Source organism: Winogradskyella sp. (genome assembly GCF_003712105.1).
GTDB lineage: Bacteria > Bacteroidota > Bacteroidia > Flavobacteriales > Flavobacteriaceae > Winogradskyella.
On record NZ_RHLG01000002.1, the window covers coordinates 226560 to 241849 of the forward strand.

General features: G+C 30.5%; 15 protein-coding genes. All 15 read left to right on the forward strand.

All coding sequences use genetic code 11. The annotated features are described in order from the left end of the window. A complete protein-coding gene (locus ED556_RS05460) occupies positions 1 to 2469 on the forward strand; it encodes a tyrosine-protein kinase (RefSeq protein ID WP_296320410.1) in 2469 nt (822 codons plus the stop codon). Between the two features lie 100 nt (positions 2470 to 2569). After that, complete coding sequence (locus ED556_RS05465; protein WP_296320413.1) at positions 2570 to 3433, forward strand: ABC transporter permease; 864 nt, start codon at positions 2570 to 2572, stop codon at positions 3431 to 3433. 2 nt (positions 3434 to 3435) lie between these two features. After that, positions 3436 to 4248 carry a glycosyltransferase gene (locus tag ED556_RS05470; protein ID WP_296320416.1) on the forward strand — a complete coding sequence of 271 codons (813 nt, stop codon included), beginning with the start codon at positions 3436 to 3438 and terminating at the stop codon, positions 4246 to 4248. Continuing rightward, entirely contained in the window at positions 4248 to 5525 is a 1278-nt protein-coding gene (locus ED556_RS05475) for an ABC transporter ATP-binding protein (RefSeq protein WP_296320418.1), read from the forward strand. The genes ED556_RS05470 and ED556_RS05475 overlap by 1 nt, the downstream gene beginning before the upstream one ends. Next, on the forward strand, positions 5518 to 6591 hold the full coding sequence (locus ED556_RS05480; RefSeq protein ID WP_296320421.1) for a DegT/DnrJ/EryC1/StrS family aminotransferase: 1074 nt from the start codon (positions 5518 to 5520) through the stop codon (positions 6589 to 6591). Before ED556_RS05475 ends, ED556_RS05480 begins: the two co-directional genes overlap by 8 nt. Then, the gene (locus ED556_RS05485; RefSeq protein WP_296320424.1) at positions 6588 to 7289 is read left to right on the forward strand and encodes a WbqC family protein; all 702 of its coding nucleotides are present in this window, start codon (positions 6588 to 6590) and stop codon (positions 7287 to 7289) included. The genes ED556_RS05480 and ED556_RS05485 overlap by 4 nt, the downstream gene beginning before the upstream one ends. After that, a complete protein-coding gene (locus ED556_RS05490) occupies positions 7286 to 7693 on the forward strand; it encodes a GNAT family N-acetyltransferase (protein WP_296320427.1) in 408 nt (135 codons plus the stop codon). The genes ED556_RS05485 and ED556_RS05490 overlap by 4 nt, the downstream gene beginning before the upstream one ends. A 2-nt stretch (positions 7694 to 7695) precedes the next feature. Then, complete coding sequence (locus ED556_RS05495; RefSeq protein WP_296320431.1) at positions 7696 to 8607, forward strand: glycosyltransferase family 2 protein; 912 nt, start codon at positions 7696 to 7698, stop codon at positions 8605 to 8607. Next, positions 8604 to 9845: a glycosyltransferase gene (locus ED556_RS05500; RefSeq protein WP_296320433.1), complete on the forward strand. Its 1242-nt coding sequence runs from the start codon at positions 8604 to 8606 to the stop codon at positions 9843 to 9845. The genes ED556_RS05495 and ED556_RS05500 overlap by 4 nt, the downstream gene beginning before the upstream one ends. A 1-nt stretch (position 9846) precedes the next feature. Then, a complete protein-coding gene (locus tag ED556_RS05505) occupies positions 9847 to 10815 on the forward strand; it encodes a glycosyltransferase family 2 protein (RefSeq protein ID WP_296320436.1) in 969 nt (322 codons plus the stop codon). 12 nt (positions 10816 to 10827) lie between these two features. After that, positions 10828 to 11655 (forward strand): glycosyltransferase family 2 protein, encoded by an 828-nt coding sequence (locus tag ED556_RS05510; RefSeq protein ID WP_296320439.1) that lies wholly within the window; start codon positions 10828 to 10830, stop codon positions 11653 to 11655. Beyond that, on the forward strand, positions 11642 to 12538 hold the full coding sequence (locus ED556_RS05515; RefSeq protein ID WP_296320442.1) for a glycosyltransferase: 897 nt from the start codon (positions 11642 to 11644) through the stop codon (positions 12536 to 12538). The genes ED556_RS05510 and ED556_RS05515 overlap by 14 nt, the downstream gene beginning before the upstream one ends. 4 nt (positions 12539 to 12542) lie before the next feature. Beyond that, entirely contained in the window at positions 12543 to 13577 is a 1035-nt protein-coding gene (locus ED556_RS05520) for an acyltransferase (protein ID WP_296320444.1), read from the forward strand. A gap of 6 nt (positions 13578 to 13583) precedes the next feature. Further along, entirely contained in the window at positions 13584 to 14495 is a 912-nt protein-coding gene (locus tag ED556_RS05525) for a glycosyltransferase family 2 protein (protein ID WP_296320449.1), read from the forward strand. Positions 14496 to 14502: 7 nt separating this feature from the next. Beyond that, the gene (locus tag ED556_RS05530; RefSeq protein WP_296320452.1) at positions 14503 to 15288 is read left to right on the forward strand and encodes an FkbM family methyltransferase; all 786 of its coding nucleotides are present in this window, start codon (positions 14503 to 14505) and stop codon (positions 15286 to 15288) included. The last annotated feature ends 2 nt before the right edge of the window (positions 15289 to 15290 follow it).

Sequence of the window (15290 nt, forward strand, 5' to 3'; positions counted from 1 at the left end):
ATGACAGATTTAGATCAAGAGTTTGAATTTGACGACACTAGAGGTCGAATTACCTTCGATTTTCAAGGGCTTATTTTTAGGATACTAAGAAATTGGATGCTAATCGCTGTTTCTATTGGTATTGCATTAGGTATTGCCTATTATATTAATGTTAGAAAGCAAAACATATACCGTCTTAATTCATTAATATCTGTTGAATCTGAACAGAATCCTTTTTTTACGGCAAATACAAGTATATCTTTTAATTGGGGTGGTGTAACAGGTAAACTAGGTAAAGTGATGACAACTTTGGCAACGAGAAGTCATAATGAGCTAGTGATTGATTCTTTACAATTTTACAAGCAATATCTAAAGCAAGGAAAGTATCACCTACTTGATATATACACAGCATCACCTTTTGATATAGTTATTGATAAGTCTGAATATCAAGTTCTGGGTTTACCTATAGAGTTAAAACATGTTAGCGATAATCAGTTTAAAATAATTTATGATTTTGGAGAATCTGTTACAGTATCAACACAACGCTATTCTGACAGGACTACGAAAAGTGTTGCTATTACACCAGGTGTTTTCGAACAAATTTTCAATTATGGTGAGCCAGTTGAGTTGCCATTTTTTAGCGGTACTGTCTATAAACGAAACAATAAAAACCCTGATACAAATAACCAATACTTTGTACGGTTTTTAAATTTTGATGGTTTAGTCTCTGGATTTCAAAATAGTGTTAGCGTTAATTTTTTTAGAGGAAGCTCAACAGTATTGTCCTTGTCACAGTCTGGTAATAACAAAGCTAAAATCGTAGATTATTTGAATACTACTGCAAGGATTTTGAGCGATACCGAGTTACGTACTAAAAACTTATATGCTACCAATACTATAGCGTTTATTGATAGTACTTTAGGTGTGGTAAATGATAGTCTTAAAAATGTTAATAAAGAGATGGATGATTTTAGATCATCCAATAAGGTATTCGATGTTAGTGAGTCCATTACTGATATTTCAGAACGATTAAAAGAGTATGAGACTCAACGCGAAACCGAGCGTATAAAAGTTAACTATTTAAACAATCTAGAAACGTATCTTAAAAATAAATCAGACTATACTAAAATTGCGGCACCAACTTCAGTAGGTATTGAAGAAAGTGGTTTGCTAAATAGTATAGGTAAACTGACTGCATTAGCCATAGAGCGTAAAAATCAAGAAAAAACAGCGCGTGAAGGCTCTATTTTATTGCGTCGTCTAGATAGTCAAATAGATACAGAAAAGGCAGTCACTTTTGAATTGATAGATGCGGCAAGAAGAGGTGTAAATCTTCAGTTAGGAAGTATCAATTCATACATTGACAAGTATGAAAGTGAGTTAAGAAAGCTTCCACAAGAGCAGCAACAATTTTTAAAGATTCAGCGACGGATAAATATCAATCAAGAAGCATATAATGTATATCAGACTAAACGCTCTGAGGCTGCAATTGTAAAAGCTGCAAATGTATCGGATATTAGTATAATTGACGCAGCTAAAGATATAGGGAATGGCCCAATAGGTCCTAAAAAGTCCTTAAATTATATGATGGCCTTATTGGTTGGTGGAATAATACCAGTGGTAATAATATTTCTATTTTTTATTTTAGATAGAAATATTCATAACACCCAAGACGTAGAAAGGTTATCTCAATTACCAATAATAGGTCTTGTTGGTGAGCATAAACATAAAAATAACTTAGTTGCTTTTGAGAAACCTAAGTCGGCAATAGCAGAATCGTTTAGAGCTATACGCTCGAGTTTGCAATTTATTTACAAAAATCAAAAGGAAGTCAAAGGTGCTAAAACTCTTATGTTTACCTCTTCAATTAGTGGAGAAGGAAAGACATTTTGCTCAATTAATATGGCAACAGTGTATGCGCTAACAGGTAAAAAAACGGTTTTACTAGGACTTGATTTACGTAAACCAAAAATCTATGATGATTTTAAGGTCACTAATAATAAAGGTGTTGTAAATTATTTGATAAACGATAGTACTTTAGATGACATAACCCATACTACTCAAATTCCTAATTTAGATTTAATTTTATCTGGCCCAATTCCTCCGAACCCATCAGAGTTGCTCATGAGTGATCAAATGAACGATTTTATAACAACACTCAAGTCTAAATACGACATGATTGTTATGGATACGCCACCACTTGGTCTAGTAACTGATGCTCAAGAATTATCGCAACATGCAGATGCTACTATTTTTATGGTGCGCTTAAATTATACTAAAAAAGGTATGCTAAGCTTAATTAACTCTAAAGCTAAAAAGGGAGAATTAAAAAACGTTAATTTCTTACTTAACTTTTATAATCACAAGAAAAGCTATGGCTACGGCTATGGCTACGGTTATGGCTATGGCTATGGTGCTTATGGTGATGCCTACCATGAAAAAGATAAGAAGAGTATATTATCAAGAATTAAAGGTGTTTTTAAGAGATAATTCATACTTTTTTCTGTTAATTATTCGTAATAACTTCTTACACTAGTACTAAATCAATAACCTATAATTGCTATATTAGCTAAACCCTAATAGTCTTTACTTGAAAACACCTCAAGACCATAATTGGTTATATACCATTTCTGCTAAGCGTAAGCTAATCGATTTTAATTTTAAAGAAATATGGCAGTATAGAGACTTATTGGTGTTATTTGTTAAACGTGATGTCGTTACCGTATATAAGCAGACTGTTTTGGGGCCTTTTTGGTATTTAATTCAACCATTATTTACGGCACTTACGTTTACTCTTATTTTTAACAAGGTAGCTAATATTGAAACAGGTACTGTGCCACCATTTCTATTTAATTTGGCTGGGATATCTATTTGGAATTACTTTAAAAACTGTTTAACCGCAACATCCTCTACTTTTAATAGTAATGCAGGTGTTTTTAGTAAGGTATACTTTCCTCGTGTAATATCACCACTTTCGGTTGTGATTTCTAATCTCATAAAGTTTGGCATCCAGCTTTTGATTTTTACAGGATTTTATTTGTATTACTACGCTAATGGTGCAAGTATATCTATTGATAGAACATTAATCTTTTTCCCTTTATTAATAATTTTAATGGCACTTTTGAGCTTAGGCTTGGGCATGATTATATCGTCTATGGTTACTAAGTATAGAGATTTAAAATATTTATTGAACTTTGGAATACAATTATTAATGTATCTATCTGCGGTTATGTATCCTTTGGATTTAATGCGTGAGAAACTGCCTCAATTTGCGTGGTTGGTTGAGTATAATCCAATAGCATATTATGTGGAAGCTACAAGATATATGTTACTCTCTACTGGAAGCCTATCTTATACTGGAATAGGTTTTTCAGCACTTATAACCATAGTGATTTTCTTTGTCGGGTTAATTATTTTCAATAGAACAGAAAAAAGTTTTATCGATACAATTTAAAGATGAAAACCTTCTCACATTATATTATCACTCGATTCAATATTAAGTCTCAAGGTTGGACTAAAGATAAAAATGGAAATACTGTCAATGATTTGGCATGGTTAAAACATCGTTACAATTTGTTCGATATGTTTTGTCTGCCTTCAATGGTTTCTCAATCTGAAAAAAATTACCAATGGCTTGTGTTTTTTGATAAAGAAACACCTGAAGAATTCAGAAGAAAAAACGAAAAAATAAGTAAGCAATTAAAGCAGTTTAAACCATTCTATGTTGATGGTTTTCTTGATTTTGAAAATTCACTTAGAGCATATATTACTAAAGATTCAAAAAGTGATTATGTATTAACTACCCGTTTTGATAATGACGATTGTTTTCATGAAAATGCACTTAAAGTAATTCAGCAATCATTTTCACCAAAACATAATACCGTGATCGAATTGGCTAATGGTTTAACTATGCAAATAAGTAGTGAAACCAAATTGGCTAAAAGAAATAATGTGTTTTCCGGACCATTTATTACTCTAGTTGAGAAAACACAAGATAGTATTGAGCTACAAACCGTATATGATTGTGAACATACTGAATGGGAAAACAGAGCAGAATTTACTACTATCGATAATGGCTACTATTGGTTACAGACCATTCATGATGCAAATATTACTAATAGATTATATCAGGATTTAACCTTTAACAAAAAATTTCTTGGTGGTTTTCACTTTAATTACAAACCTAAGTTTAAGTTATCTTATATTGTATTTGTCATTTTTAAGAATCTCGGTGTGTTTAAGATTAAAAGACGTTTTAGCATAAATTAATGAAGGAAAATAACATCATATTAAAAGTTGATAATGTCTCTAAGCAATACCGTTTGGGGCTTATAGGTACTGGCACACTTAGTGATGATTTAAAGCGCTTTTGGTATAAGGTTAGAGGTAAGGACGACCCATTTTTAAAAGTAGGAAATACTAATCAAAGGGATAAATCTGCAAGTTCGGATTATGTTTGGGCATTAAGAGATATCAATTTTGCTGTTAATAAAGGAGAAGTATTAGGAATTATTGGAAAAAATGGAGCCGGAAAGTCAACACTGCTAAAAATATTGTCTCGTATAACATTGCCAACTCAAGGTGAAATAAAAACAAAAGGCCGCATAGCATCTTTACTAGAAGTAGGTACAGGTTTTCATCCAGAATTAACAGGTTTGGAGAATATTTATTTAAATGGTGCGATACTCGGTATGACAAAAGCTGAAATACAATCTAAAGAAGAAGAGATTGTTGAATTTAGTGGCTGTAAAATGTATATAGATACACCTGTAAAACGTTATTCCTCAGGCATGCGAGTACGTTTGGCATTTGCTGTCGCTGCTTTTTTAGAACCTGATATTTTAGTTATAGATGAAGTTTTAGCGGTTGGAGATGCTGAATTTCAGAAAAAAGCTATTGGGAAAATGCAGGATATTAGCAAAGGCGAAGGCCGCACAGTTCTGTTTGTTAGCCATAACATGGCTTCCGTAAAAACCTTATGTACCAGAGCTATTGTTTTAGAACATGGTAAAATTGTGTTTTCTGGCGGAACAGACGAGGCTGTAAGTTATTATCTAAAAGGTGGTGGCGATGTGGAAAATTCAAAAAACTTTGATGAAGATTATGAAAAAGATGACTTTAAGCTAAACCATATAAGTGTCTATAATTTAGGCTCTGATATTAAAGATGCCATCAAAGAAAATAAAGACATAGAAGTAAAAACTTCACTATTTGTTAAGACCAATACTCCAGAAGATTTACACATTACCTATCATTTAACCAATGAATTAGGAGATACAATGTTTTCATTTTCAAACTATAATTCAAAAGCAGTTTTAAAACACGGCAATAATGTTTTAAAGTGTGTAATTCCAAAGATGTTCTTGCAATCAGGTCAATATTTTTTGTCATTATTAATCGTTAAGAATAAAAAACATGCAGCGTTTGTTGGAAGAGATATTTTAAGCTTTACGGTAGTAGATTCTAGCAGAGAACTTGGAGCTTATATGGGAAGAGAACCAGGATATATAAGACCTAACTTTAATTGGAGTACAGCTGATGATTAACGTTACCAAAACATTTTTACCACCTCAAGATGAATATCAAGCTATCTTAAAAAGAGCTTGGCTTAATGGCTGGATAACTAATCGTGGAGAATTGGTTAAAGAGCTTGAGGATAAGCTCAAGAGACATCTTAATACTCCTAATATTATTTGCATGACCAATGGTACGTTACCAATACAGATTGCAATTAAGGCCTTAGCTTTAAAAGGAGAAATTATTACAACACCTTTTAGTTATGTTGCGACTACATCTAGTATAGTTTGGGAAGGTTGTAAACCTGTATTTGTAGATATACATCCAGAATATTTAACCATTGACGAAACCAAAATAGAGGCAGCAATAACAGAGCGAACATCAGCTATTTTAGCTACTCATGTATTTGGTAACCCGTGTAATGTAGATGCAATTAAAGCCATTGCCTTAAAATACAACTTAAAAGTAATTTACGATGCTGCACATTGCTTTGGAGTTACATATAATGGGAAAAGTATTTTTCAGTACGGTGATATTAATACCTGTAGTTTTCATGCTACCAAATTGTTTCATACTGGAGAAGGTGGCGCAATAATTTTTAAGGATAAAGACTTGTATAATGATTTGTATTACCATCACAATTTTGGGCATGATGGGCAAGAAAACTTTTTCGGCCTAGGTATTAATGCTAAAATGTCGGAGTTACAAGCCGCTATGGGATTAGCAGTGTTTCCTTATTTAAGCTCAATTTTAGAAAATAGAAAACGTATTGTAGACTTTTATAATGAACAGCTGTATGATACGGGTTTAAAGTTTTTAAAACTGAGAGATAAAACTCATTGGAATTACAGCTATTACCCAGTGATTTTTCAAAATGAAGCACAACTGCTAAAAGCTGTTAAGGCTTTAAATTCTGAAAACATATTTCCTAGACGCTATTTCTATCCTAGTTTGGATAATCTGCCGTATATAAAAAATCAGTATTGCGAAATTTCAAACACTATTGCTGCTTCTATTCTTTGCTTGCCGTTATATGATGATTTGACAGAAAAAGAGCAAATTAATATTATTGAATTGATTAAAACCAATGTATGAAAATTGCCATAATGCAACCTTATTTTTTTCCTTATATAGGTTATTTTCAGTTAATCAGCGCTGTGGATGAGTTTGTGTTTTATGACGATGTCAATTTTATAAAAAAAGGATATATCAACAGAAATTCGATATTAGCTAATGGAGAAAGATATCAATTTACACTACCATTAAAAAAAGCTTCACAGAATAAACTAATAAACGAAACAGAATTAGCCTTATCCAAAAAATGGATTGGTAATTTTTTAAAGACTCTAGATCACACTTATAAAAATGCACCTTATTTTAAAAGTACCTATAGTTTGGTTAAAAATGTACTAGAAGAAGATTCTAAATCCGTTTCAGAAATTGCTATTAAAAGTATAAGAGAAGTATGTAATTATATAGGTTTGACCACTAATTTCACTTTAAGTTCTCAAAAATATTCTAATAGTAAAACACTTAAAAAAGCAGACAGGTTAATAGCAATTGCTATAGAAGCCGGTAAATATAATTATATTAACCCAATTGGTGGTTTAGAATTATACAGCAAGGATTACTTTGAAGAGAGAAATGTAAAGCTCAATTTTTTAAATTCGAAAACAGTTAGCTATAAACAGTTTCAAAATCAATTTGTTGATTCGCTATCAATTATTGATGTACTGATGTTTAATTCGAAAGCATCGATTAGAGACATGTTAAATCAAAATACCCTGATTTGAAAAAGGACTTAATACGTTTATTAGATTCTATAAACTCTGAATTTTCAGGAGAATTAATTCCCGTTAAAATAGAGCATTATGCAAATAAACTTATTAATAATAGTAAGTTATTCTTAGAATATGATGGCAATAGTTTAATTGGTTTTATAGCGTTTTATGCAAACAATGAAGAAGATAAACGAGGTTATTTAAGCATGCTGGCAATTGATAAAAATTATAGAGGCAAAGGTGTAGCTCAACTATTGCTTTCTAAAGCTATTATTTACCTTCAGAATATTACGTTTGAGTATTTCGATTTAGACGTATTAAAATCTAATTCAAAAGCAATAGAATTTTACAAAAAAAATGGCTTTGATGTTCAAAACGAGAATGAAACACATTTCCAAATGCGAAAACCTTTATAAATATGGAAGTAAGTGTTTTAATGATTACATATAATCACGAAGCTTATATCACTGAAGCCATTAATGGGGTTATCAATCAAATTACCGACTTTGATTTTGAACTTGTTATTGCAGATGATAATTCTCCAGATAATACAGAACACATTGTCAATTCAATTCAGAATTCCTCCAATAAATTAGATATTAGATACTACAAGAATAAGACTAATCTCGGAATGGTTAAGAATTTTGAGTCTGCATATTTTAAAACTACAGGAAATTATATTGCAATATGTGAAGGAGATGATTTTTGGACTGATAGCTATAAACTGCAAAAGCAAGTAGATTTCCTTAAAGAAAATAGAGCATTTAGCTTTTGCTATACGCGCTTTAAAGTTTATAGTCAAACCAATAAAACGTATAAAGAAGATTTTAATGGTAAGCATTTTAGTGATGAAATAAGTTATGTTCCTTTTGACTATAAGTTGTTTTATCGAGGTTGGCATATAGGCAATCAGACGTTAGTTTTTAGAAAAACTGATTTTGACGAACAATCATTTAATAAGTTCAATAATTTTAAAGATGTGCATCTTATATCTCAATTATTAAAAGTCAATCCAGGTGCTTGTCTTAACTTTTTCGGCGCTGTATATCGCCAACATGATGGTGGTATACATACTACTGTTTCAGAATATAATGGCTATAAGATTGGATATCTAACGCATAAGGAAATATACTTAGATAATAAAGCTAATATCTATTTAAGGCTCAAATATTTACATTCATACAAGAACTTTGTCAATGTCAATATCAGAACTGGGCATTTAACTAAAGCATTTTGGATGACCTTCGATTTGTTTTTTAAAGATTGGAAATTCCTAGATTTTTTACGTCATATAAAGCGTATTTTAGTAAAGCTAGTTGGTAATAAATGAATAGCCCTAAAAAAATAGCGATAGTTGTTGGTGTTTTTCCAAGTGTTTCAGAAGCTTTTATAGTAAATCAGATAGAATATTTAATTAGTAAAGGACATAAAGTTGATATCCTAGCCACAAGAAAGTTAGATAAGGCAAACTCACTTTTTTCTTCCGAGAAGTACAAAGATTTAATAGAAAGAGCAAATTTATTAAGCAATGAAGGTGTAATACCAAACTCAAAAGCAGCAAGATTTGTAAAGGCCATAAAGTTGTTCTTAAAATTTAAACTCACCATAAACTTATTTAAGACGTTTAACATCTTTAAATATAGAAATGAAGCCTTAAGTTTTAAAGCATTTTATAGACTATATTACCAACACTTCTTTACAATTAACAACTACGATATAGTACATATCCATTTTGGAGATAATGCAATACATTTAAAAAATCAGATTAAAAATTTTGATAAAAAGATTTTGCTTTCGTTTCACGGGTATGATGCACATAAGTTTGATGCAGAGTTTTATAAGCCATTAGTAGATGTCGAAAATATAGAAATTACAGTTAATACAAATTATACTTCATCAAAAGTGAGACAATTAGGCTTTCGACATAAAATACATGTTTTGCCAGTTGGTTTAGACACAAAATTCTTTAAGCCTATTGATAATCAATCTTCTGAAGAAAAAGATAGTATTAAATTACTTTTTGTCGGAAGGTTAGTGGAATTTAAGGCGCCATTAATTGCAATATCTATAGTTGAAGAATTAATTAAGCAAGGTGTTTTAGCTGAAATGAATATTATTGGAAATGGACCGCTTATAGATAAATGTAAATCCGTTATCACAGAAAAAAATCTAAAAAATCATATTAATTTGCTAGGAAGCAAATCACAAGAAGAAATTGTAGAAATGATGAACATGTCTACAATATTTGTATATCCCGGTATCGTAGATCAGACAGGTAGATGTGAAAATCAAGGTTTAGTTTTACAAGAGGCACAAGCAATGCAATTACCAATAGTAACATCTAATGTTGGTGGTATTGCAGATGGGTTAATTGATAATAAAACGGGATTTTTAGTCGCTGAAAAAGATATATATGAGTTTGTTTCTAAAATTATTTGGTTAATAGATAATCCAAAAGAAAGAAAAGCGATGGGAGAAGCTGGGCGTGAGTTTGTAAAAGCTAATTACGATAGCGCCATTTTAGGAAAGAAACTATTGTCAATTTATAATAATTCTGTTTGTATTTAGGATGAAAGACAACAATCAACCATTAGTTTCTATAATTATACCAAGCTATAATAGGGCAGATTTAATTGGCGAAACATTAAACTCTATAAAAGCGCAAACCATTACTAATTGGGAATGTATTGTGGTTGATGATGGTAGTACTGATAATACTCATGAAGTAATGGTAGGATTTTGTGAAAATGATAACCGCATACAATTTGTTCAGAGGCCTCAAGATAAACCCAAAGGTGCAAATGCATGCAGAAATTATGGCTTAGAGATTTGTAAAGGCCAATATGTAAATTGGTTAGATAGCGATGATATGTATCATCCTGAAAAATTACAAAAACAAATTTCTAGTATTCAAGATAATGAGATGCCCTTCTCGGTTTGTAAGTCTTATGTTTTTAATACATCTATTGATGAGAGTGAATCACTTCTGTTAAAATCGCAGAAAATAAAAACGCAAGATTCTTTCAATGATTTTATATCTAAGCATATTATTATACCAATTCAAGCACCAATTTTTAAGAAACAATTTTTAATTGACAATGATTTTTATTTCGATGAATCTTTACAAGCTGGGCAAGAATGGGAGTTATTTGCTAGGATTTTACACAAGGAAACAAATTACTCTGATTTAAATGAACCACTTGATTATATTAGAAATCATGATAATAACATATCAAATAACATATCTAACGAAAAGTATTGGCATTATTACCTTGCTAGAAATATGTTAGAGAATAAGCTAGAAGGAAATCTTAGTCAAAAGAGTAAAGACATTTTAAATATTTTCTACCTTTTTATCTTTAAACGATTTACTAGACTTGGTAGTTTTAAATATGCTGCGATTGTTTATAAAGAAAAAATTAAAAAAATAGATAAGCTTTCAAACAAAGAAAAAAGACTTTTGAAAATGGGCTTATTTAGTTATAAGTTGTTTTCTAAGGGTGACTCTTTTTTAAGTAAAGTATCTCTATACAAGTAAATATTTATGTTTTTGAATGTAAAAAATAAATACATCAAGTTTATTATACTGGTAAGGCATTTAATCTTTACACTTATAAATAAATTGCTCAATAAAACAGTTAAAGGTCAACTTAAAAACCCTAAAACTATCCCAATAATTATCATAAACTTTAATCAGCTTTTTTATTTAAAACTGTTGATAGATGCATTGCTAAAAAGAGGGTATTCTAATGTTGTTATTATTGACAACAATTCAACATACAAGCCACTTTTGGATTATTATAATGATTTACCTGAAGGTATAAAAATTCATCGATTAAAAACCAATAAAGGACATTTGTCCTTTTGGCATGAAGATCAATTGGTGGAGAAATATGCCAAAGGTTATTATGTGGTTACTGACCCAGATGTTGTCCCAGTTAAAGATTGCTCTGAAGATTTTTTAGAGACCTTTAGAAAGCTATTAGACAAGGCTTATGATAGAACTAAAGTAGGTTTCTCACTTAAGATTGATGATATACCAATGCATAATCCACAGGCTCAAATCATTAAAGATTGGGAAGCACAATTTTGGAAGTCTAAAATTCACCCCAAAGCCTATAAAGCAGAGATAGATACCACCTTTGCTTTATATAGACCTAATTACAGATATAAGCGTAAGAACTTTACCAAAGCATGGCGGACAGATTTTCCATTACAAGCTATACATGGCGGTTGGTATGTGAACCCTAACAAGCTAACTGATGAGCAATGTTATTATATGAAAACAGCTAACGCATCAGCATCTTGGTTGTTAGACGATTCAGGAAACATAAAAGAAACTTTGCATAAAAATACTTATACAAATGAAGACAGATAAACCTCTTGTTTCTATTTGTATCCCAACATATAATGGGGAATTATTCATTGAAGAATGTCTGACTTCGGCAATACACCAAACCTATGATAATTTAGAAATCATAGTTTCTGATGATGCATCTTCAGATAATACACTTTCTATTGTAAATACCTTAAAGCAAAACACGGATATTCCTATTCATGTTTTTAATCATAAACCATCTGGTATTGGTGCTAACTGGAATAATTGTGTAAAGCATGCAAAAGGAGATTACATAAAATTTTTGTTTCAGGACGATATGTTATATCCCAATTGTATTGAAACACTAATGGCACTTATGGCATCTGAAACAAATGTGGGTATGGTCTATGCAAAGCGAAAATTTATTTATAAAGAAAAAACGGAGTCCATTTCTCAATTTGAAGACTTTTATGGAGACTTACACTTGCATTGGTCTGAGATTGAAGTAATACAAGGAGTGTTGGATGGGAGACAATATCTCAAAGATAAAAGCTTCTTAAATGCTCCTAAGAATAAAATTGGCGAACCTACAAGTGTACTTTTGTCTAAGCAGTGTTTTGAAAAAGTAGGCTATTTTAGACAAGATTTAAAACAAGCATTGGATTGTGAGTTTTGGTATAGATTAATGCCATTTTATAAGATTGGGTTTGTAGATGAAGTGTTGAGCTCTTTTAGATTACATGATGCACAAGCATCTGCTATTAATAAATCCAAAAAAATAAATGAAACTGAAACTTTATATAACATCTATTATAATAGTTTATTGCCCTATTTACATATATTATGTCGCAGGAAACTACAAAAAAGATTTCATCCAATAATATCAAGGTTATACAAATTAAAAGTTGTGTTGCGTGGTCTAATTACCTTTAATAAGGAGTAAGTTTATGTTCGGAATATTAAGAACACTTTTAGCAATTAACGTTATGCTATTACATATTTTTAGCGTTCCTAGTCTTGGTAATTATTCAGTTTCTTTTTTCTTTATTCTCTCAGGTTTTTTGATGACTTATATTTCTCATAACACTTATGGTTATAACTATAAAGGCTTCAAACTTTTTTGGGTTAATAGAGTATTAAGACTTTTTCCTGTGTATTGGTTTATTTTTGCCTTAACGATATTATTTATTTTAGTATTTCCAAAGGCGACATCAACTGTAAAAGCAGTTTTTATTCCTACATCTATTTTAGAATGGTTATCCAATATAACCATGATTTTTCCGGAGATAGTTCCGCATAGGTTTAGCCCAAGAGTGGTGCCAACGTCATGGGCATTAACTAATGAGTTATTATTTTATTTTCTCATTTCTTTAGGTATTTCTAAAACACGTTTTAGGACATTGATTTGGGTTGGGTTGAGTATTGGCTACTATATATTTACATACATTTTCTATGATATACCTACATATAGGTATAGTGCGGTATTTGCATCTTCATTACCCTTTTCTTTGGGCGCATTATTATTTTGGATAATAGATCTTTATAAACCTAAAGCATATAGATTTTCATACGTTATTTATATATATATATTATTTATAATTAATGCTATAGTCACATTTTATATGTCTTCTCTAGTAAGAGAGATATCTATTTATATAAATATGATTTTAGCTATGGTTTTAATTTATTGTTTATTCAATATTTCGTCTGATAAAAAATTGAGAAATTTTGATAAGAAAATAGGTATGTATAGTTATCCGATTTACCTTTCTCATTATTTGGTTGCTTTTTTTTATATAACATTTGTAAATATTGGGGTATTAAAAAATAGTTTTAAAATGGAGTTAAAAGCATTGCCAATTTATGGTCTAATGCTGTTTGTGTTTTGTTATTTGGTCGTAGTTTTAATAGATAAAAAAGTTGATAAATTAAAAAATGTTATTAAAAAAAAGCACAAACTTAAAAGTATAAGAATCAAATAAATTAGAATGTCAATAATTACCATATTACTTCCTGTATATAACGGTGAAAAAACACTAAAAGCTACTTTAGAGAGCTTATTGTCTCAAACGTATAAGGACTTTGAGATTATTATTGGTATTGATGGCACAAAGGACAAGTCAAAAGCTATAGCGCTTGCTTTTAATGACCCAAGAATTAGAATTATTGAACATCCACAAAACTTAGGTCTTGCAAATAATCTTAACGCTTTAATTAAATGTGCTCATCAAAGCACTAAATATTTTGCCATGGCCGAACAAGATGATATTTATGTATCAGAAAGATTAGAATGGCAAGTCGAGATTATGGAAGCTCATAGTGATGTGGGTTTGGTTTCAGGAATTTCAGAATTCCAGTCCGATAGTGGCAATGTTTTATTTCCGGGTATATTGGTATATGGTAAGCAGTTTCCTTCAGGTCTAGAACTGTTTAAGCATCTTTATATACATCAGTTAAAAGTTGTTAATACCTGTATGCTTTGGCGTAAATCTGTGCATCAAAAAAATAAGTTGACATTTAATAATACGTACGGGAATTTTAATGTGGATTGGGATTTTGTATTACGTTTTTCATTAATAAGAAAAATACATGGGGTTCCAAAAGTTTTAGTAAAAATGAACCGACATAAAAATAATGAATCTGTAACTAAAAATAGAAAACAACAGCATTTAGCATCAAGGCGCCTATTAAAAGATTTTAGAAAGGAGTTTCCTAATTTATTATCAAAAAACACATATCATAAAGCTATTAAAAACCATTGTAAAATTGAGTTAGGGCATTATAAAAAGCCAGAGCTGTTTTTTAAAAGTATATACTACACAATTGTTTTTAGAGATTTATATTTTTTGCGTTATTTTATGTTTGCATTCAAAAAAGCCCTAAAAGCCAAAACACATTGATTTTTTTATGAAAACCTTTCTTAGTATTCTTAAATCATATGGACTTGAAGGCTTGAAACAATACGTAAAATTGTTTCTAGGAAGAATCGACTATCTGAGATTTAAGGATTCTAAATTTGAAACTATTTATATTAAGGGGTTTTTAAAACCTATTTTACTTAGAACACATACTACAGATTTTAGCACTTTTAAGCAAATATTTCATAACAACGAATATGATATTCAATTTGATTTTAATCCAAGGGTAATTATTGATGCTGGCGCTAATATAGGTTTAGCATCATTATATTTTTCAAAACGATATCCTGAAGCAAAAATTTTTGCCATAGAGCCAGAAGTATCAAATTATGCTAAACTAAAAGAAACTGTTGATGGTTATCAAAACATTAAACCCATACTGGCAGCACTGCATCACACAGAAGGAGAAATATTAGAAGTTTTTGATCAAGGAGTTGGACATTGGGGGTTTGCAACACGGAAGTCTGATGATACAACTATAAATAATACAGCAAGCACTATAGATACTATAAGTATTCCGAGTTTAATTAATAAGTGCGAATTAGATATAATAGATGTACTTAAAATAGATATTGAAGGAGCAGAAGTAGAGGTGTTCGAAAAATATTTTGAGAATTGGTTACCAAAAGTGCGTTGTATCATTATAGAATTTCATGAACGTTTTAGACCAAATTCTGAAAATAAAATTAAATCTGTTCTCAGTAAATTTGGTTTTACATCTTATAAAAAAGGAGAAAACTGGATTTTTACTAATAGTATCATCGCAAAGGATTAGAG

What these genes read in the sequence shown, in the direction of transcription:
- ED556_RS05495 (WP_296320431.1), top strand. Translation starts at nt 7,696, where the DNA reads ATGGAAGTAAGTGTTTTAATGATTACATATAATCACGAAGCTTATATC.
- ED556_RS05530 (WP_296320452.1), top strand. Translation starts at nt 14,503, where the DNA reads ATGAAAACCTTTCTTAGTATTCTTAAATCATATGGACTTGAAGGCTTG.
- ED556_RS05475 (WP_296320418.1), top strand. Translation starts at nt 4,248, where the DNA reads ATGAAGGAAAATAACATCATATTAAAAGTTGATAATGTCTCTAAGCAA.
- ED556_RS05515 (WP_296320442.1), top strand. Translation starts at nt 11,642, where the DNA reads ATGAAGACAGATAAACCTCTTGTTTCTATTTGTATCCCAACATATAAT.
- ED556_RS05460 (WP_296320410.1), top strand. Translation starts at nt 1, where the DNA reads ATGACAGATTTAGATCAAGAGTTTGAATTTGACGACACTAGAGGTCGA.
- ED556_RS05485 (WP_296320424.1), top strand. Translation starts at nt 6,588, where the DNA reads ATGAAAATTGCCATAATGCAACCTTATTTTTTTCCTTATATAGGTTAT.
- ED556_RS05525 (WP_296320449.1), top strand. Translation starts at nt 13,584, where the DNA reads ATGTCAATAATTACCATATTACTTCCTGTATATAACGGTGAAAAAACA.
- ED556_RS05520 (WP_296320444.1), top strand. Translation starts at nt 12,543, where the DNA reads ATGTTCGGAATATTAAGAACACTTTTAGCAATTAACGTTATGCTATTA.
- ED556_RS05500 (WP_296320433.1), top strand. Translation starts at nt 8,604, where the DNA reads ATGAATAGCCCTAAAAAAATAGCGATAGTTGTTGGTGTTTTTCCAAGT.
- ED556_RS05470 (WP_296320416.1), top strand. Translation starts at nt 3,436, where the DNA reads ATGAAAACCTTCTCACATTATATTATCACTCGATTCAATATTAAGTCT.
- ED556_RS05480 (WP_296320421.1), top strand. Translation starts at nt 5,518, where the DNA reads ATGATTAACGTTACCAAAACATTTTTACCACCTCAAGATGAATATCAA.
- ED556_RS05505 (WP_296320436.1), top strand. Translation starts at nt 9,847, where the DNA reads ATGAAAGACAACAATCAACCATTAGTTTCTATAATTATACCAAGCTAT.